Source organism: Pseudomonas sp. NFIX28 (genome assembly GCF_900107395.1).
Classification (GTDB): Bacteria; Pseudomonadota; Gammaproteobacteria; order Pseudomonadales; family Pseudomonadaceae; genus Aquipseudomonas.
Window position 1 is genome coordinate 126,298 of the sequence record NZ_FNPW01000016.1, and the last position, 18,226, is coordinate 144,523.

Below are 18,226 nucleotides of genomic sequence, written 5' to 3' on the forward strand. Positions count from 1 at the left end.
TCGTGACAGCGGCCCTGGCAGCGGGGTCGGCGGACGGATGGCTTGGCCGATGCCGCGGAAAACCTTGCGCATGTCCGTGCCTGGAGGTATTCAGGCCAGGCCCCCACCTCCCGCCAGACGAGAATGTAATGAAACCCCCTGCAGGTTTGCTGCTGTCGAGCATTGAACTGGACCGCGCCAACGCCATTCCCCTGTACCGCCAGCTCTATTTGCAGATTCGCAAACAGATCCTCGGCGGCCGGATCCAGGGAGGCGTTCGCCTGCCCTCGACCCGGACCCTGAGCAAGGAGCTGGCGCTGTCGCGGATTACCATCCTCAATGCCTTCGATCAGCTGATCGCCGAAGGCTTCCTGGCCTCGCGCACCGGTGCCGGCACCTATGTCGGCACCGAATGGGAAGGCCGCGTTCTTGCCGACGCCGACGCCCAGCGCCAGCCGCCGCGCCTGTCCGACCTGAGCCAGTCGATGCTGTCGCTGCGCAGCAATCATTTCCAGGGGGTTTCCTATGCCGACTGGGCGCCCGGCAGCCCCACGTCGTTCCTGCCCAGCCACAGCACGTACGAGACCTTCCCGCAACATATCTGGCGGCGGCTAATGAACCGCCACCTGCACACGCCGAGCAAGGCCATGCTCGGCTATGGCGAACTGCAAGGGTTGCAGGCCTTGCGCCAGGCGATTGCCGAGTACGTGTTCGATGCCCGCGGCATCGATTGCGATGCCGGGCAGGTGGTGATCATTTCCGGCGCCCAGCAAGCGTTCAACCTGCTGGGCATGCTGTTGCTCAACCCGCAGGACAGCGTGTGGATGGAGGACCCGGGGCATATCGCTGCGCGAATCGCCCTCCAGGCCCAGGGGGCCGTGGTGGTGCCGTTGCGCATCGACGACCAGGGCATCGATATCCAGCAAGGCCTGGCGCAGTGCCCTGACGCTCGCCTGGTGTTCACCACGCCCTCTCGCCAGCACCCGCTGGGCGTCACCATGAGCCATGCGCGACGCCAGGAACTGATCGACTGGGCCGCGCGCAACCAGAGCTGGGTCATCGAGGACGACTGCGACGGTGAGTTTCGCTACCACGGCCGCCCCCTGCCCGCGCTCTACGCCATGGACCAGTGGGCCCGGGTGATCCATGTCGGCACCTTCAGCAAAGCGCTTTTCCCGTCGCTGCGCCTGGGCTACGTGATCCTGCCGCAGGCCTTGGTCGAACCCTTCTGCACCCTGCGCGCGGTCATGGATCGCAGCCCGCCCACCCTGCTCCAGGCGGTGACCGCGGACTTCATGCGCGAAGGCCATTTTCTCGGGCATGTCCGCCGCATGCGCACGCTTTACCAGGCGCGCCAGCAGGCGCTGGTCGAGCAGCTGCGGCAACAGCTGGGCGACTTCCTGAGCTTCACGCCGGTGGACGCCGGCATGCACCTGATCGCCTGGCTGCCGCCGCAGCTGGATGACAGCACCGTAGCCAGGGAACTGGCCCGGCATAACATTCACACCTACGCCTTGAGCGACTATTGCATGGCGCATGCCTTGCCACCGGCCCTGTTGATCGGGTTTGCCGGCACGCCCGAGCACCAGGCGCGCGAGCGCGTCGAGGCGCTGGCCCGGGCCTTGGGCGAGCTGGGCTACCTGCCGGCCCGGCAAGTGGTCTTATGATTTAACTGATAATGGATCTATCGAGAGTTCCTGACTGGCGCGATAAAGGCTGCGCCGGCAGACCCGGCGTCTGAACCAGGAACAACTCCAATGAACAATAAGATCCAAGAGCGATTCAATGCCTTGCTCAGCCACAAGGCTGTCGCCGCCGAGGCACCTCCCGCACTGACCCCGGCACTGGCGCGCCAGCTGCTCGAACGAATCGGGCAGCTGCGCCTGTTCGCCCACGCCTACCCCTTGCTGACCAACCTCACCCATGGCCGGGTGACCCCTGGCGACCTGCTGGACTTCGCCTATCGCCACGAGCTGCAGGGGCTGAGCCTGCACCTGCTCGACGGCGAGGAAAACAGCCTGAGCCAAATGACCCGCGAGCAGCTCCAGGCATTCGCCGACAAAGCCGCGGCGCTCGGGCTGGACGTGCACCTGGAAATCAGCAGCACGCTGAAACCGGATGTCGATCAGGCCATCGCCATCGCCAAGGTTTTGGGGGTGCGCAATATCCGTGTTTATTCGCGCTACGAGGGGCCCCTGTCGCGGGTCATGGACATTATCGAGTCCGACTTGCATTACCTCGCGCGGCAGGCGGATGAGCACGACCTGTTCTTCGATTTCGAGCAGCATGAGGAACTCAAGAGCACCGAAATCGCCCAACTGCTGGACCGCATCGCCCACCCGCGGCTGCACGCCCTGTTCGACTTCGGCAACATGATCAACGCCTGCGAACAGCCGCTGCAGGCACTCCGTGGCCTGGCGCCGCACATCCGCCAGACCCACCTCAAAGGTGTCCGCATCGTCCCGGAGCACAACGGTTTCGGCCATTACGGCGTATTGCAGGGCAGCAGCGAAGACGACCTGCCCAACGCGCGCATGCTGTTCGAATTGCTGATGCTCGGCGAATCGGCCCCACAAGTGATCGCGTTCATCCTCGAGCAGGAAAACCACTACGTCGCCCCGGCGTTCCGCCAGGCCAGCGAGGCCGCCGACCCGTTCATCGCCTACCGGGAGATGAGTGAAACGGCGCTGCCGGACGGCTATTCGCTGGAGCGCATGCTGGCCGACGAACACCGCTGGGCAAACAACCAGGTGGCCTATGTGCGAGGCCTGCTGGCCGAGTTCCGGACCCTGGCCGAATTGACCCTGGATAACCACGCGACCGCCTGAACCTGACTTGAAGTAGGCAGCGGCGCTGCTTACCCGACTACGCCTGGAGAACAATAATGACAACTCATGACAAGGCCAAATGGCTCAGATTCCTGATCCTGATCCTCGGTGGCGGCACCATCTACAAGCTGGCGAACCTCAAGGACGCCTTCTACATCCCCATGCAGCAATTCATGGGCTTGAGCCACACTGAAATCGGCTTGCTGCTGAGCGCCAACGCCATCATCGCCACCGCCTTGTTTGTCGTGGGCGGCATGCTTGCCGACCGCTACGACACGCGCAAGCTGATCCCCATCGGCCTGATCGGTACGGGCAGCCTGGGCCTCTACCTCGCGACTTTCCCGCCCTTCAGCCATCTGCTGGTGATCTTCTGCCTGCTGGCACTCTGCGCCGACTGCATCTTCTGGCCTTCGCTGCTCAAAGCCATCCGCAATCTGGGCGACGACCAGGAACAGGGGCGGCTGTTCGGGCTCCTGGAAGGCGGACGTGGCGTCATCGATACCCTGGTGGCCTTTTCCGCGCTGGGCGTGTTCATTGCCATGGGCTCCGGTGAAAACGGCCTGAAAGCGGCGATTCTCTTCTACTCGGTCATCGACATCCTGGCCGGGACCCTGACCTGGTTCCTGCTCAAGGGCGGCCGCGCGCAACCGCTCGCCAAGCCGAAGAACGGTATGTCGAACCTGCTCGAGGCCATCAAGGTACCGGGCATCTGGCTGGTCAGCCTCAACGTGTTCATGGTCTACATCGTGTATTGCGGCCTGACCTATTTCATTCCCTACCTCAAGGAAATGTACGGGCTGCCCGTGGCGCTGGTGGGCGCCTACGGCGTCATCAACCAGTACTGCCTGAAGATCCTCGGCGGCCCTGCCGGCGGCTTCATTGCCGACAAACACTTCAAGAGCACCAGCCGCTATCTGAAATGGGCGTTCCTGGCGTTGCTGCCGATGATGGGCCTCATCATGCTCGTTCCGAAAAGCCCGAGCTTCATCTACGCCGGCATGGCGGCCACCCTGGGCTTTGCGCTGATCGTGTTCTCCATGCGCGGCGTGTTCTGGGCGCCGATGGGGGAAGTCGGCATTCCTCAGCACATCACGGGCTCGGCCTTCGGCATTGGCTGCCTGATCGGCTATGCACCGGGCATGTTCGCCTATGTCATCTACGGCGCAATACTCGATCATTTCCCGGGCCAGCAAGGCTACACCTATGTCTTCAGCTTGATGAGCGTGCTGGCGATCCTTGGCTTCATGGTGTCGAGCCTGCTGTATAAGACCGTGCTGAAAAAACCCACCGCGACCGCCGAAACAGCTGCGGTGCACGCCTGAACAGCGCTCCGCTAAACCAGGAAGAGGCAGGCGCCTGCCTCCTCCTGCACTGCCCACAACCAGCCCGAAGGAATGCTGGGCGGCCAATCACGAAATTATCGTTTTTTGCTGATTACCGAGCGCTTGGCATCCCCCTCTAGACACCCGCAATGTGTATCGATAAGCAGGTCCTTATCGACGAAACCTAACACCGGCTCCAGGTCTCCCGGTATATCGGGATCTTGAGGTTCTTGTTTTTTCGCCTCGCGCTTGGCCTCGAGACGTTCCCTGGTGCGTTCCACGTCATACGACTTGCCCTCTGCAAGCCTGTTCAGGGTGGACGAAATCTTGAAAAAACCACCGCACAACAAGCAGTAGAACCGCTTGCCGCCGCCAAAGGACAGATCCTCGATCGCTTCTACGTTTTGGCAAATTGGACAAGCCATGATCTCTCCCCTCTTCCCATGTATTTCAGCTGATGCTCATCAGCAACCATGGACCGGCCAGCCACGTGCACAACGAAGTGCAGCGCGACCGACAGCGATCATCTGAATGAATCACCCAGGCACAAAAAAGCCCCCGCCAACCAGCGGGCAATGGCAAGCAGCGAGTATCAAGCGCCCGACTCAGGATCACTTGCAGGCACGTTGCGAGGCTCCTTATTGGCGTCGTCCTGCTCGTTCAGCTGTGGGTCGACGTCAGGGTCGTCGACGCGACCACTTCCGCCATCCTGCGGATACTCGCTCGACACCGAGTTGTTGGCCTCTACATCGGCCATGTCCTGTTCGACAGGCGCCTCATCGTCCGCAGGCAACGGAATTTCAGGCTGCTTGCGCTCAGGATCGCGGCCCGCTTTATTGCCTGTCGTGTTCAACAAGTCCTGGTACGACTTGCTCCCAGCTACATCCTCATCAAATTTCATGCTGGTTCTCCGTTCTAGTGCGCGGTGTGTCCGCCTCTAAACGTGAGAAATGACAAAACATGGCAAGTGCCGGGCGCTGGACGAACGGCAGGTGCTGGGGTGGGGGTGGAGGGCTGATTGGCAGCGGCTGAGGTCGATTGCGAGGGGTGATGAGTGGGCGCTCAAGTGTGGTCACCCCGTTAGCATCAGCCTGTCTCGGTCGGCCGCTGCTCGCCCTGCCAAACTTGTGGCAGGGTCGAAAAAATTCGATGGGTATGGGCGAGTTGCACGTCGCTACATCGTTACAACTCTCAAGTCGTAAGTTCGTTCAGCACTTTCAGAAATTCACTTAACAAGAAGGCTGACCAGGAATCGAAATCGACTTTCCTTGCAAAAGTCTTGGTTCACCAGGGTAAACATTAAAGGGATCCACTGTAGAGCCATCCACCTTAACGTCCTTGACCGGGTAACGCACATTTCCATTAGCGGTCAGGAGAGCTCCTGAACTTTCGCAGGTTACAGACAACTTGGACTGTTTGACGTTCGGTAGCTGGCGGACCAAGCCACTGAAGCTGAGGTTGATCAATACGTTGCCGGACGACGCCCGATGCTCTGTCTCTTCCAGGCTGATGATGGGTATGACGTCCAGACGGTACACCTGTTCGCGCACAACTTCTTCGAGCGGCTTCAGGGTAATGCTCTTGCTTTGCCCGGGAGCCAACGTGATGCGGAAAGGATAAGCGTAGAGAATCGGTTTGCTCACCAGCGTAATGGGCTCCAACCGTTCACTGCCCACCTCCACCCCGGGGTTGAGCAGGCGCGACAGAGTGATGGATACGTACTCCGGACGCTCGCCGTTATTGATGATCTGGACGGTAGTTGGTTTGTCCTGGACGACAATTTCCTTGGGGGAAATATCGATCAGTGCAAAAGCCTGCCCAGGAACAACGAGGTAGGACACCAAAAGCAGGGCAGAAAGAACAGACAAGCGCATGTTCACTATTCCTTATAAAGCATCATCACTAAGGCGCCTTCACCACCGGTTCGAAGGTCAGCGACAGCACACCGCTGTAAACTCCGGTGGTGCTCTTGAAATTGCCATCCGGAGGATAGGCGGAGATGGCCAATCCGTAGTAACCGACAGAGTCTTCGCCTTCCGCGGGCGGGGCCGGGTTGCCAAATTCGGTACCCTGACCAACCAGAAGGGGTTTCAGGTCCCCGCCCTCGACCCCGAGTTGGACCTTTGGCATTCGAAACATCTGCACGGGGTTGGCTTGGTTGCGTATCTCCAAGGGCTCGTCCAGGCGGACCTGAAAAAATCCGCTGGTAGATACCACCCGCAGCCGTGCAACCACTTCGTAAGGAGTATCCCAAGCACCAAGTTGCTGCATTTCCAGCCCCTGTTCGAACCAGCCACCTTTATCGTCGGTCACAAACAGATTATTGGGGCGAATGACATGCGCCGTTATCTTGCTGCTGGTCTTGCCTATGACCTTCACGGCAGCCGGCGCCATCGCTGGTAACAATCCCAGTGCCAGGAATAGGCACACGACGTTTTTTCTTCTCATATCGCTATAGCTTCCTAAGACTTCGTGGTGACGGTAAAGGTCAGTACGTCGTTGTAGTCGCCTTGCTTCACTGTTTTCCCCACTTCTGTTCTGAATGTGGGCGAAAAACAGCTACGACCACTATCAGCGAGGGGAAGCTCGATGTTGCTGCCAGGTAACTTAATAAGCGTGCTACCGCTGTCTAATATCAGACTGTAGGGTACTACCTGGGAAGTATCCGACAGATGTTTAAGTCGATACTGGTTGTTTACCACGCCATTGGCACTGTTTGCACCAATGACAAACTTTTTATTCTTGACACTTGCCCCATCATAACTAAAGCAAAGCATCTGATCCGCACGGGTCAATGGGGTGTCAGATAAACCGTGCTGTAGCTCACCCAGGTTCCAGTCCGGTGCAGATACGTTGATATAAAGATCGAGCGGCGGTGGACTTCCAGGGTCGGCAGCTGTTATACAAGAACCATTATTAGGGCCACTCCTGGATATATAAACAGCGCCCTTAGCCTCTCCAACATCATCCTCATCTGTATAATTTCCTGCCCGAATAGCGACCGCGGGCCAACTAGTGATAGCGCTATTATCAATAGTAACTTCGACCGATGCTAAAAAGGGCTCCTTATTCACCCAGGATGTCCCCACAACTTGACTATAGAAAATAATATAACCTTCACCAGAATACCTGCCAATATATTTTTTCCCATTCATATATACCGCCGAGGCTGGTGTTGAATTAGATACCAGCCTCCCATTCTTATCATAAGAATAAACCAATATACCCCTAGACTTAAATAATCCAGCACCCAGATGCCCAATAGCACGCTTATAATCAATAACCGTAGATACGGTACTGGTTCCATTTCCATTATCACGAAAATAACAACCAGAGTAGGAGTTACTGAGATAACTTGTCCTTAGGACAAATGCATATGTTTTACCTGAAACCAGAAAGCAGAATATTAGTAAGCACACATAACCCAGCGACTTATATAGTGCACCCTTCTTAAGATAAAATGTGACCACCCTCATCCCCCCAAAAAGCGCACAACCTAAAATACTTCTCTGTTCAGCCTTATAAAATCCAAAAAACACACCAAAAAGCCAACAACATTGAAAACACACTCAACCATTAAGCTAAGATCACTAATCACTAGACCCTAATTGATAGATCACTACGCCATAACCGACACTGACCATGCGCCGTTATCTTGCTGCTGGTCTTGCCTATGACCTTCAGGGCTGCCGGCGCCATCGCTGGTAACAATCCCAGTGCCAGGAATAGGTACACGACGGTTTGTCTTCTCATATCGCTATAGCTTCCTAAGACTTCGTAGTGACGGTAAAGGTCAGTACGTCGTTGTAGTCCCCTTGCTTTACTGTTTTCCCCACTTCTGTTCTGAATGTGGGCGAAAAACAGCTACGACCACTATCAGCGAGGGGAAGCTCGATGTTGCTGCCAGGTAACTTAATAAGCGTGCTACCGCTGTCTAATGTCAGACTGTAGGGTACTAGCTGGGAAGTATCCGACAGATGTTTAAGTCGATACTGGTTATTTACCACGCCATTGGCACTTCTTGCACCAATGACAAACTTTTTATTCTTGACACTTGCCCCATCATAACTAAAGCAAAGCATCTGATCTGCACGGGTCAATGGGGTGTCAGATAAACCATGCTGTAGCTCACCGAGGTTCCAGTCCGGTGCAGATACGTCGATATAGATATCGAGCGGCGGTGGACTTCCAGGGTCGGCAGATATTATGCAAGCACCATTCTTAGGGCCACTCCTGGATATATAAACAGCGCCCTTAGCCTCTCCAACATCATCCGCATATGTATAATTTCCTGCCCGAATAGCGACCGCGGGCCAATTAGTGATAGCGCTATTATTAATAGTAACTTCGACCGATGCTAAAAAAGCGTCTATATTACCCCATCCCCCCGTCCCAGCGCTATTATAGAACATAATATAATCTTCACCACTATATTTGTTATCATTTTTTAGCCCATTTATATATACTGCCGTGGCTGGCGTTGAACTAGATATCGGCCTTCCATTCTTATCATAAGAATAAACCAATATACCCCTACTCATAAAAGTAGAGCCCCCTGTGTGCCCAACTCTAGACTTATAATCAATTACCGTAGATACGGTACTGGTTCCATTTCCATTATCACGAAAATAACAACCAGAGTAGGACTTACTGAGATAACTTGTCTTTAGGGTATATGCATATGTTTTATCTGAAACCAGAAACCAGAGCATTAGTAAAAACACATAACCCAGCGACTTACATAGTGCACCCTTCTTAAGGTAAACCGTGACCACCCTTACACCCCCAAAAAAACATACAACCTAAAATATTTCTTTGTTCAGCCTTATAAAACCCAAGAAACACACCAAAAAGCCAACAACAAACAACATTAAAAATACACTCAACCATTAAGCTAAGATCATTAATCACTAGACCCTAATTGATAGATCACTGCGCCATAACCGACACTGACGATCAGGGGCGCTGATAGAGCCTTAGAATTGATATGGATTCGCTCCCTCGGACGGAAAGTCACCCGCCATACCAAGGGTTGTGTGGGTGCCTCTATCTCTTTGAGCAACATGCGGCGTTTTTGCCCAGCTGCCAGCACCAGCCGATCAGGTGTGACCAGTAGGCTCGGTCGCTCCACTTCCTGGATCGGCACCAGGCGTTCAGGAGTCTGCCCCGGGTTAAGCAGGAGCTCTTGTACAACCTCCAGATACAGGGGCGTATCTCCAGTATTTTCGACATACAGTGCGTGTGCTGGCTTACCGGGTTCCAGCTTCAGCTCGGTACGCGAGAGCTTCAGTACGCCCTCCGCCATGCCCTGCGTGGCAAATAGGGCCAGCAACAGCCCCAACAAGGATCCGGTCGTGCGCTTCATCAGGGGCAATCCACAGTTCGAGCCTGGTCATTGTCGAGCAAACTCAATTTCTTGCCGGGAAACTGATGGGGGGTGCCGGGAAACAGCGCCACGGTCTCTCCAACTTTTCCGACGTCCGATAGCACATAGCGCACGTTACCGGTGTTGACCAAGGTGATCCCGCCAGCATCACAGCGATGGCTCCAGCCGATGCGTTGCTTGTCCGGAGCAGGCATATGCCGGACCAATACGCCATAGCCGATAGAGACCGACATCGGTGCGGTAATCTTGTCCTTGGGCGCATCGTCCACCTTCAGCGACCTGACCGGCACGATGTACAGGCGGTACAGCGCTTCATCCATCGGTTCGAACAGCGACTTGAGGCTGACCTTACGGCTCTGGCCCGGGCCCAGCGTCAGTCTTTCCGGGCTGGCCAGCATGCCGGGGTGCTCAAGTTGCCCCAGATCTACCTTCGTTTCCGGCACCAACCCCGGGTTCATGACCTTTTGCAACGATATGGAAAGATACAGCGGCGCATCCCCCATGTTTTTCACGGTCACCTTCTGCTCATGGCTGTTGAAGACTTTGGTGGTGGCCGGCATCACCATCAGTTCACCCTCAGCCTGTACCGACCCGCAGGCCAGGAGTAGTGAACCAATCAGCATCGGCAGGGATGTTCGCAATTTCATAGTTCGTTCCTATTCGTAAGATCGATCAAAGACAGTGGTAATAGCTGCCGGTGGCGTTTCTCAAATCGCAACGGTAGTGACGCCCCATGTGGTCGACGGTGATCTGCGCCAGCACTGCCTTGCTGAATATCGAAAACAGACCGTTGGGGTAGGCGATGTCGCCGGTTTCCAGAATCCGTCCACCTATTGGACGACCGCTGGCGTCGACCAGAAAGCCGCTGTAGATCATGTTGATATCGACCTTGGCCTGTGCCGCATACACTTGGCCTGGATGGGCGCGGACGATATTCGCCGGCACCTCGATGTTCATGTCCATGTCCTCACTATTGCTCAACACCCTTGCGAAGCTAACGTCGCTGTAGCTGTTGATCGGCACCGCGTAAGTACTGTTACCCGCGACTGGATGGCCCTCGACGTTGAAGCCGTATTCAGTGCCTTCAATGTCTGGTGTTTTCAGCAGCATGGCGCTGCCACCATTGCTGTAACGACCCAGTGCGATCCCGTCGGCGCTGGCAGCCAGCATGCCGCGATAGTTCATATCCAGGTTGCTGGCGGTGTCGCTATGACCCAAGTTGAGAGATGCGTCCCCTCGCGTTCCGGAGCGGCTACCGTAGAGGTTGACGTTGTTTTTCCGGTCAATCCGGTTGAGCGTCACCCCGCCTGTCGTGGTACCGAAACTGTCTTGGAAGTCCTTGCGGTAGTCCCCGCTCAATTGGGTTTTCCCGCCAGAGTGAGCGGCGCTGAAACTGGCCTGACTGTTGTCCAGCATCCAGCTCATGTTGAAATACACACCGTAATTACCCTTGGCCTGCGTATAACCGTCTTTCTGAATACCCACCGAGAACGTCGACCACAGCCCGTTGGGGCGATAGTTCCAGCGTGCTTCGGCCTGTTGCGACTCTCCTCGACTGTACTTCTGGTAGTTGTAAGACAAGGTGGTACCCCCTACGTTTCGGCTATAGGACAGGCTGCTGCTCGGAGCCCCCCAATAGAAGCGGGATACGTTGTTGTTCTGATAGCGGCTCAGCATGAGGCTGCCCAGCTTGTCGTCGGACATCGACAGATTGAGGTAACCACCAGTCGTGCGTTCACCGCTCAAAATGCCCAGCGTCGGGGTAATATCAATACTCCCAAGTTTGCTCGGACGCGTTGCGTTCACCTCACTCGCCCAACTGCCCTGACCACCACTGACCGTCGATGCATTCAAATAGAATTGGCGCATATTTCGGCTCATCGAGCCCTGTACCAGGCGCCCTCTTCCTTGTTCCATCTCATTACCAACGGTCAGGTTCCAAGCATTGTTGCTGCTCGAGTCGAAGTTAATGTTGTTGATTTCACGGTTTTCCTGGTTCACCAGGTTGCCGTTACGGTCGACCAGACGGACCTCAACCGGGTAATAACCGCCGGGCAGGTCTACGAAGCTGATCTCGTTACGCCCCAGAGAAGCCGGGCGCTTGAGGATTAATCGACCGTTGCGGTAGAACTCATAATTACCTTCGGAAGTGGAATACAGAATGATAGAACCGGCATTCCGGCTCGCATTCAGATGGGTCTGGCTACCGAAGGTGACAAATTGGTCGAAACTGGGTGAAAGCAGCGTGCTGACCGAGCCTGAGGCATAGTCGATGCTGTTCTGCTTGCCCGTCCGTAAATAGGTGCTCGTGAAGTTTTTCTGCAGGTAGTAGGACGAAATTCCCTGACTGCGATTATTGGAATTTCGTGTTTGAGTGTTGTTGGCAAACCAGTTCATGTAACCGAAGCTACGCGAAGGCGTACCTATCCAGGTATTACCCGCAAGGTTCAGCGCGCGGTATCCCTCTGAGGAAGCACGAAGATCCAATGCCTGGTTATTGACCAGTCCCCAACTGGTGTTGGGCTCCAGAAAGTCATTGTGCGAATCGCGGATCACGAGCGACCGTTTTAACTTGTCAATAGTGACGTAATACTCTCCAACCTTAAGATCACAGCCGTTGTGACAACGTTTATAGTCAACCTGAGACAACACGCCACGGATAACTTCTACGTCCTGCCGGGATACCCCGTTTTCCTCATATCCGACTGCATCAAATACAAGTACTCCACTTTCTGGAGAGTAGGTTGTAAACCCAGGCAATGTTTTTCCATTAAAAGTAGCCACATATCTTGCACCATTGTCCATTTCAACCGAACTGAAGCCGTCTGGCACACCATATGACACCTTGACTTGTGCCACTGCCTGAAATGAAACAGCCAGACAAACACTCAACCAAAGTCTATTTAGTCGAAATACGGAGCAATAAGCGAACATGCACTTTTTCTTTTAGGAGGAAACCTAGAGAAGAAGCCCCGAACGAATCGAGGCTGTATCACGCGGAGAGGATTATTTTGCAGGTGCAGGTGCCGCTGCTGCTGCAACAGGCTCGAACAACATCACCAGGTCACCACTATAGCTACCATTGGTACCCAGAGTGCCGACCTTGGTTGGCGCACTAACACTAACGGTCACGTCATGGACTTCGTCGTAACCGTCGGCGGTGCTGACTACTTGAGTGATTTTCTGAGCACTGCCGAAGGAAAGTACCTTTTCACCTTGGGCGCTCTTCATGGATACCTTGGCGTCGACCATTTCATAGGTACCATTGGACATTTTCAGCGGCTGCGCCAGAGAGGCATTGAAGTCAGCATTCTTGGTCCAGATACGAACTGGCAGGGTCTTGCTGAATGCCTTCTGCTTGTAGTCATCCGCATCCAGTTCCTCCGTGCCGTACCAAGTCGAGCCATCCGGCTTGGAAACAAAGAGAGCATCGTTGATCTGGGCGGTCAGGGTGATTTTCTTGGAAACAGTATCCGCAGGCAATGGTGCGGCATTGACCGCACCGGCAAGTACACTACCCATTCCCAGGGCCAGAAACAGTTGGCTGATTTTCATTTTATATAACTCTATATATGTGCGTTGCTGCTCTAAATAAAGAAGCAGAATCTTAAGTGTGGGCTCTTGCTTTCCACCCCAAAGATTAAAACCTATATCCGCAGTGAGAAAAATCAGGGCTATCGCATTATTTGGGCAGATAAATCCTACAAGATACTGTCAGACCTCTCGTCAGATACATTTTCACCTGCGCCTTTAACAGCACCAGAAAATCAGATAATGCGTTGTGCACCGCCAAGCAGAATCCATCCAATAGATTCACTATTTAGTTAGTTAAATAAGTTCCCCATTAACCAAAGATTTATCCGCGCCGAGCGCAGGAAGATTCTATGCCGATACCAGAACTTACCGGCGAGCGCTCACAACTCATTTTACAGGCGATACCTGATGTATTTTTATACTTGGCAAGCAACCAGAATCTCCCCTTCAACAGAAAAGCATAAGACCTTTTGGAGAAATCTTGAGTTACATCCCCGATTCATATTTTTAGCTATATAAGCCCATGCATTGAGTAAGAAGATATCTAATATGCAACTTGGCCAAGCACTGCTATGAACAGCCACTTTCCTTCAATAGGGCGGGATGTTTTTTTGTGAGAGCTTATATTTCAAGTAGAGGGATGGCGCTGTACATGCCCTCCCCTATGGTTTGGCGCAATGGCAGTGCCATAGATAGCAGCAGTCCAAAGAGTGATGCCGTGGGAGGAGTCGAAAGCCCATGTGTTTTTCCTCTTTTCAGAAATGACAAAACCCGCTCAATGGCGGGTTTTGGGGGGTGGAGCCTTATCAGAGCCAGGCCGCTTAGCCAGGTTATTCAGCCTGACGGTTCAGAACCATCGAGCTTGCGGGCCAGCCCGACATTCATTTCAAACTGCTCGATGACATCGATTATCGTCCGGCTGCTTTTTTCGACCGAGCCTTCCCGCGTCCACAGAAATGGGAAAAAGGAGAAGCATTGATCGGCTTTTAGAGACTGAACATCGCTACGCCAGCCTTCCCAACGCAAGCCATCGTAAAAGGAAGCAAACTGCTCGCTCAAGGCCCAGCCAAGAAAGTCGGTATAACCAATTTCCAGCGGTTCCCACTGCAACGTGTCTGGCGCCCAGTAATACAGAGCCCCCACGTCATCCCCAAGCCCGCCACCGTTGATAGCGAAAAACCCTCCGGCGGCATCATCGGCGACCAGCAAGTAACCTTCCGAACGACCGGCGTTCCAGTCAGCAAGATTTCGGGGTAATTCTGGATGTCCAGATCCAAGTACCCGCAGCCATCCGTGATCGATCAATAGGCCGCCAGTTTCATAAGCGATAGCGCCCAACGTCGATCTCGTCGTGACCTGTAGAGTGGAAAGTACTCTTGAGTTATCACTGGACGGAGGCAGCAACTCATAATCCCGAGTCGTTTCTGCCAGCATTTTTTCGACGAGAGGTAATGCGGGGTCGCGGCTATCTATCAGCTCTTCCAAACTTTTCACCTGCCAGTCCATGGAAAAAAGAGGCAATTGTAGCGGCATAGCCATGCAGAGAATTAGGCCCGAGCCCTTTGTAGAGATCGGGAAGCAGATGCTCGCCCCAACTCCAACCGAAGCCGTTGCGGAAGATGAAGCATATTTCACGCGCTGCGCGCCGATGACGCAGCCCCTTAACGTCCCATTTAACGTGCGGGAATGTCACATGGTGCCAGGTGTTTACGGCAAGTCATGGGCATTCCCGTCGTTTCAGGCTCTGCTAGAAGTTCCACTCCTCTGCCCGAACTAGCTGGCAGAACGGCCCATCAAGAGTTGCATTGTGATGAGCAACGATGTCCTTAGCTTTCATCACTGGCGTGTCTGAACAGGTATGACCTTCGGCGACAAGTACCGCATCGAAGCCAAGATCACGAGCAGCACGGCAGGTGCTGTCGACACAGTATTGAGTTTTCATGCCAGTGATTACCACACCGGTAGCCCCGCGAAACCGCAAATTGTCCGCCAGGTCGGTCATTTCGAAGGCGTTGGGCCGCCGCTTTTCGAATACCACCTCTCCACCCAGAAGCCTCAGTTCCTGCGCAATCATCGTCAACGGGCTGCCTGGTTCGATTGGAGATCCAGCGGGCCCGATGTGACGCGCGAGAAAAATCGGAGCGCCAGCACTGCGTGCCTTGTCCATCAGGGTATTCACTGTTTCCAACAACTCTTCGCAGCGCCATGGTTTTTCCGGGCCGTGAACAAGCCCGACTTGGATATCGAGTATCAACAGGGCGTACATGGGTGCATCTCCTTGCGTTTGAACCAGCGACACAAGGACATAAAAAAGGCCCTGTCCATCGCTGGCGGGCCTTTGAAGTTCGTCTGCTATTGGCTCACGACACCTCGCACGCTCCGCTTTCAGCGGTCGTGGTGGTGGTAGTCGAGGTGAGGCAATAGTTAGTCATGGATCGACACTAGCAATATCGCAGCGAGCTAACAAGCCAGGATCCTGGAGCGAGTGCTTTGGGCGGACTGAAACTTGCGACGGGCGTGGGCCATGCAGCCAATCACGGCGCGTGGGAACTGCGCCGGCTGCGGCGCACGCTTGGGCTTCTGAAGTGGCTCGGCCGTTACGTTCGACGGATTAACCGCCTTCAGCTCATCCGTGCGCACCATAGAGCTGGTTCAGCGCTATCAGCTCAATAACCGCCACCATCACACAGAATGCAATAAAGCCGCGCGTGAAGACCCTGCGAGGCTTTTCGTAAGGCTGGATGGTAGCGAGGCCGCTGAGCAGGTCGGATAAAAAGTCGAGCAGCCCCATCAGTCATCTACCTCCCTATATATGCATCTGGTCTTCAATTTGGACGTGTACGCTTCAATGAAGAACCCTGCGACTCTCTCCAATCCTGATCCGATCGAGCGCCCGGTTTAGCGCGTCCAGCGCATCGAGAAGGGCCTTGGCCTCAGCTTCTCGGCCATCGCCCCAAAGCCGCTCAGCCATTTTGTTGAGAGCCTGGATGGATCGCTCGATATCAGCGGCAGTCGCTGCCTTGGTATCCACTGGTTGTTTTTTTGCCATTCAATAACACTTCCACGGCACTTGAAAATCAGCGCGAAAGCATACGCTAACACGCGCCAAACTGGGCGAAGTGGGTTTGGAAAATTTAGGTGCCAGAACTGAGAACCAACTTTCTAATTCCTTCAGACTTCGGCGCCATACGAGCAATCCGACGTGAAGATTGGCGACGAGCGCCGTGGCCTGCCAAGCCTGTGTGCATCGATCGGCCATTGGCCGAAGGACTCAGAAATCGACTGTACCTTTCCCAGATCTATATGACCTGTTCACTGCTCGCAAGCTTGCTAGCCAAGCTTATGCGCGAGCGGGAGGCAAGAGTACGTGACGCCAAGTCCGTGTGCTGATAAGAGATACAGCTACACCCTTCCAGGGTGGATTTTCATCCGTCCAGAGCCTGTCCAGAATCAGGCCGACTTGAGCAGACAGGTTCCGCAGGCCCTCGATATATTCAATTTTCCTACCTCAGCGGGCTTGTTGGTGGCATCTACCAATGCCTGGACGTCAGGGCTCGCGCCTTAGCGCCGGACCACGCCGACGAACTCCTCGACGTCATGGCCGCGCATCTCGATCTTGGGTGCGCATTCCTTGGTGAAGGCTGGCTAACCGTACTTATCCATGGCGTGTGCGATGTGGTTCATGAGAGCGGATCTTCATAGGGCCTTAAAAGTCGGACACCAGCGTTTACCTTTTAAAGGTTTTCACAAAGACGAGTTCTGGATCGCCGGGGTCTAAATTCTCTATAACACCACTAGGGTTATATCCACTCCGCTCCAACAATCGCTGCATAGGTAAATTGGACGAGTTAGTTGAAGTGAATATTTTTTCCGCAGAAGCACAGTGCTCTAGGTGAGAAATGATTCGTGTGGCAACACCCATACGGCGGTGCGCAGCGGAAACAACGACAAGCGGAATGAACCATTCACCAAAAAAGCTTTTCTCTAGGCACCCGTAACCGAGAGAGACACGCGGCCCCCCATACCCACTTGCTAACCAACACTCCTTCTTTAGCACTGCATGCTCAATTTGCGCGCGGCGACTACTTTCCACCTGCGCTAGCGGGTCTAGGCGAAGCAAAAGCTCCATGTCGCTCTGAACAGCGAGCCTGATTTGAAACTCCATGATGAAAATCCCTAGCCCAATTCATCGAAGTGTACTAGCTGAAAAGCGGGTTGATGCTAGTAACGTTGGTCATGATGGCTCCTGTGTCGCGACCTAAGCTGCTAACTGCAGCTGCTTGTTGAACAACTCGCGGATCTCGCCAAGCCGCGGCTCACCCTTCAGATGGATCAGGTGGGCCAGCTGGTGGACGATCCCCTCATCCGACAGGACAACACTCGCCGGCAGCTCCTTGAACTAGCACACAAACACCGCGAAGTGCAGCGCTGCGGGCAGCTCCCTCAGGAAGCGCTTGTCGGTCATGCCGGCGAACCGGGCGTGTTCCTCGCGTAGGTCCTGGTAACTCGCGGAGTAGTGCCTTTCGACTCGGCAGCTTGACTGCGCGCAGCAGGCGTGACCGAGGAAGATCGAAAGGCACTCCAGCGCACTCAGGCCCGCAAGCACACCGCCAGCGCCCCAGGTCTGCAACAGGTAACCGCCTGCAAGGGGGGGCAAGGCTTGTCCTATGAGCGCAGGCCGCGCCATGCGCCCCATCAGCAAAACATAATGGGTGGGCGACATGAGGGCCAATGGCAGCAGTCCTCGAACGATCGCCCGCAAACCATTACCCGCGCCATAGATCACCAGCCCCAGGGCAGTCATTGCCGGTGCGGTGGTCACAAACAGCAGACCCATTGCCACGAATATCACGGAGATCAACGTCGTCCAGATCGGGTGTCTCTTACGCGAAAACACCTGTAGAACACGTGATCCTACCTGGCTCGGCCCCAGCAATGCGCTCAGTCCGACGGCGGCTGCAAGCGAGTAACCCTGCCCCTGCAACAATGAAATCAGCTGGACCGACATCGCCCTCATGATCACTGCACCCAACGCAAAAATCAGCGTAAGCAACAAGTAGATCCGCCGGTCGATTGAGAAACTTTCGCCACCTCCCCAGACCAGAACTTGTTGCCGAATACGCCAGCCAGTCGCGTTTGTTGATTCAAGACAGTGTCATCAGTGGTGAGAAAGGCGG

Annotated in this window: 18 protein-coding genes and 2 pseudogenes; 3 read left to right on the plus strand and 17 right to left on the minus strand. The window is 54.8% G+C overall.

What is annotated here, in order from left to right; translation table 11 throughout:
• The first annotated feature begins 128 nt into the window (after positions 1–128).
• The 3 genes from BLV20_RS25735 to BLV20_RS25745 all read left to right on the plus strand — a co-directional run bounded on the left by BLV20_RS25735 (position 129) and on the right by BLV20_RS25745 (position 4,129).
• Positions 129–1,646 (plus strand): MocR-like pyridoxine biosynthesis transcription factor PdxR, encoded by a 1,518-nt coding sequence (locus tag BLV20_RS25735; protein ID WP_092305231.1) that lies wholly within the window; start codon positions 129–131, stop codon positions 1,644–1,646.
• 90 nt (positions 1,647–1,736) lie between these two features.
• Positions 1,737–2,807, plus strand: coding sequence for a sugar phosphate isomerase/epimerase family protein (locus BLV20_RS25740; RefSeq protein WP_092305232.1), 1,071 nt, complete (start codon positions 1,737–1,739; stop codon positions 2,805–2,807).
• Positions 2,808–2,863: 56 nt separating this feature from the next.
• Entirely contained in the window at positions 2,864–4,129 is a 1,266-nt protein-coding gene (locus BLV20_RS25745; protein ID WP_092305233.1) for an MFS transporter, read from the plus strand.
• A gap of 95 nt (positions 4,130–4,224) precedes the next feature.
• On the opposite strand, the gene BLV20_RS25750 is transcribed toward BLV20_RS25745, so the two are convergent.
• From BLV20_RS25750 to BLV20_RS25820, 17 genes and pseudogenes are all read right to left on the minus strand, one after another.
• Positions 4,225–4,554 (minus strand): hypothetical protein, encoded by a 330-nt coding sequence (locus tag BLV20_RS25750; RefSeq protein WP_092305234.1) that lies wholly within the window; start codon positions 4,552–4,554, stop codon positions 4,225–4,227.
• A gap of 167 nt (positions 4,555–4,721) precedes the next feature.
• A complete protein-coding gene (locus BLV20_RS25755) occupies positions 4,722–5,030 on the minus strand; it encodes a hypothetical protein (RefSeq protein ID WP_092305235.1) in 309 nt (102 codons plus the stop codon).
• A 328-nt stretch (positions 5,031–5,358) separates the two neighbouring features.
• Positions 5,359–6,003 (minus strand): hypothetical protein, encoded by a 645-nt coding sequence (locus BLV20_RS25760; protein WP_092305236.1) that lies wholly within the window; start codon positions 6,001–6,003, stop codon positions 5,359–5,361.
• Positions 6,004–6,031: 28 nt separating this feature from the next.
• On the minus strand, positions 6,032–6,577 hold the full coding sequence (locus tag BLV20_RS25765; protein WP_092305237.1) for a hypothetical protein: 546 nt from the start codon (positions 6,575–6,577) through the stop codon (positions 6,032–6,034).
• Positions 6,578–6,591: 14 nt separating this feature from the next.
• A complete protein-coding gene (locus BLV20_RS31165; protein ID WP_139192745.1) occupies positions 6,592–7,284 on the minus strand; it encodes a hypothetical protein in 693 nt (230 codons plus the stop codon).
• Positions 7,285–7,896: 612 nt separating this feature from the next.
• Positions 7,897–8,841 (minus strand): hypothetical protein, encoded by a 945-nt coding sequence (locus tag BLV20_RS31170; protein ID WP_139192746.1) that lies wholly within the window; start codon positions 8,839–8,841, stop codon positions 7,897–7,899.
• A 191-nt stretch (positions 8,842–9,032) separates the two neighbouring features.
• Positions 9,033–9,494 carry a hypothetical protein gene (locus BLV20_RS25770; protein ID WP_092305238.1) on the minus strand — a complete coding sequence of 154 codons (462 nt, stop codon included), beginning with the start codon at positions 9,492–9,494 and terminating at the stop codon, positions 9,033–9,035.
• On the minus strand, positions 9,494–10,162 hold the full coding sequence (locus BLV20_RS25775; RefSeq protein ID WP_218190311.1) for a hypothetical protein: 669 nt from the start codon (positions 10,160–10,162) through the stop codon (positions 9,494–9,496). Before BLV20_RS25775 ends, BLV20_RS25770 begins: the two co-directional genes overlap by 1 nt.
• Before the next feature lie 25 nt (positions 10,163–10,187).
• Positions 10,188–12,347, minus strand: coding sequence for a TcfC E-set like domain-containing protein (locus BLV20_RS25780; RefSeq protein ID WP_218190312.1), 2,160 nt, complete (start codon positions 12,345–12,347; stop codon positions 10,188–10,190).
• Positions 12,348–12,521: 174 nt separating this feature from the next.
• Positions 12,522–13,070, minus strand: coding sequence for a CS1 type fimbrial major subunit (locus BLV20_RS25785; RefSeq protein ID WP_092305240.1), 549 nt, complete (start codon positions 13,068–13,070; stop codon positions 12,522–12,524).
• 813 nt (positions 13,071–13,883) lie between these two features.
• Positions 13,884–14,543 carry a DUF2625 domain-containing protein gene (locus BLV20_RS25790; RefSeq protein ID WP_092305263.1) on the minus strand — a complete coding sequence of 220 codons (660 nt, stop codon included), beginning with the start codon at positions 14,541–14,543 and terminating at the stop codon, positions 13,884–13,886.
• A 253-nt stretch (positions 14,544–14,796) separates the two neighbouring features.
• Entirely contained in the window at positions 14,797–15,315 is a 519-nt protein-coding gene (locus tag BLV20_RS25795) for a cysteine hydrolase family protein (RefSeq protein WP_092305241.1), read from the minus strand.
• A 360-nt stretch (positions 15,316–15,675) separates the two neighbouring features.
• Positions 15,676–15,840 (minus strand): hypothetical protein, encoded by a 165-nt coding sequence (locus BLV20_RS31525; protein ID WP_175540265.1) that lies wholly within the window; start codon positions 15,838–15,840, stop codon positions 15,676–15,678.
• Positions 15,841–15,894: 54 nt separating this feature from the next.
• The gene (locus tag BLV20_RS25800; protein ID WP_092305242.1) at positions 15,895–16,098 is read right to left on the minus strand and encodes a hypothetical protein; all 204 of its coding nucleotides are present in this window, start codon (positions 16,096–16,098) and stop codon (positions 15,895–15,897) included.
• A gap of 401 nt (positions 16,099–16,499) precedes the next feature.
• A pseudogene (locus BLV20_RS31830) lies at positions 16,500–16,727 on the minus strand (putative metallopeptidase); the annotation flags it as partial.
• Positions 16,728–16,776: 49 nt separating this feature from the next.
• Positions 16,777–17,214, minus strand: coding sequence for a GNAT family N-acetyltransferase (locus tag BLV20_RS25810; protein ID WP_092305243.1), 438 nt, complete (start codon positions 17,212–17,214; stop codon positions 16,777–16,779).
• A 396-nt stretch (positions 17,215–17,610) separates the two neighbouring features.
• Positions 17,611–18,135 (minus strand): annotated as a pseudogene (locus tag BLV20_RS25820) (MFS transporter); the annotation flags it as partial.
• Positions 18,136–18,226 lie beyond the last annotated feature (91 nt).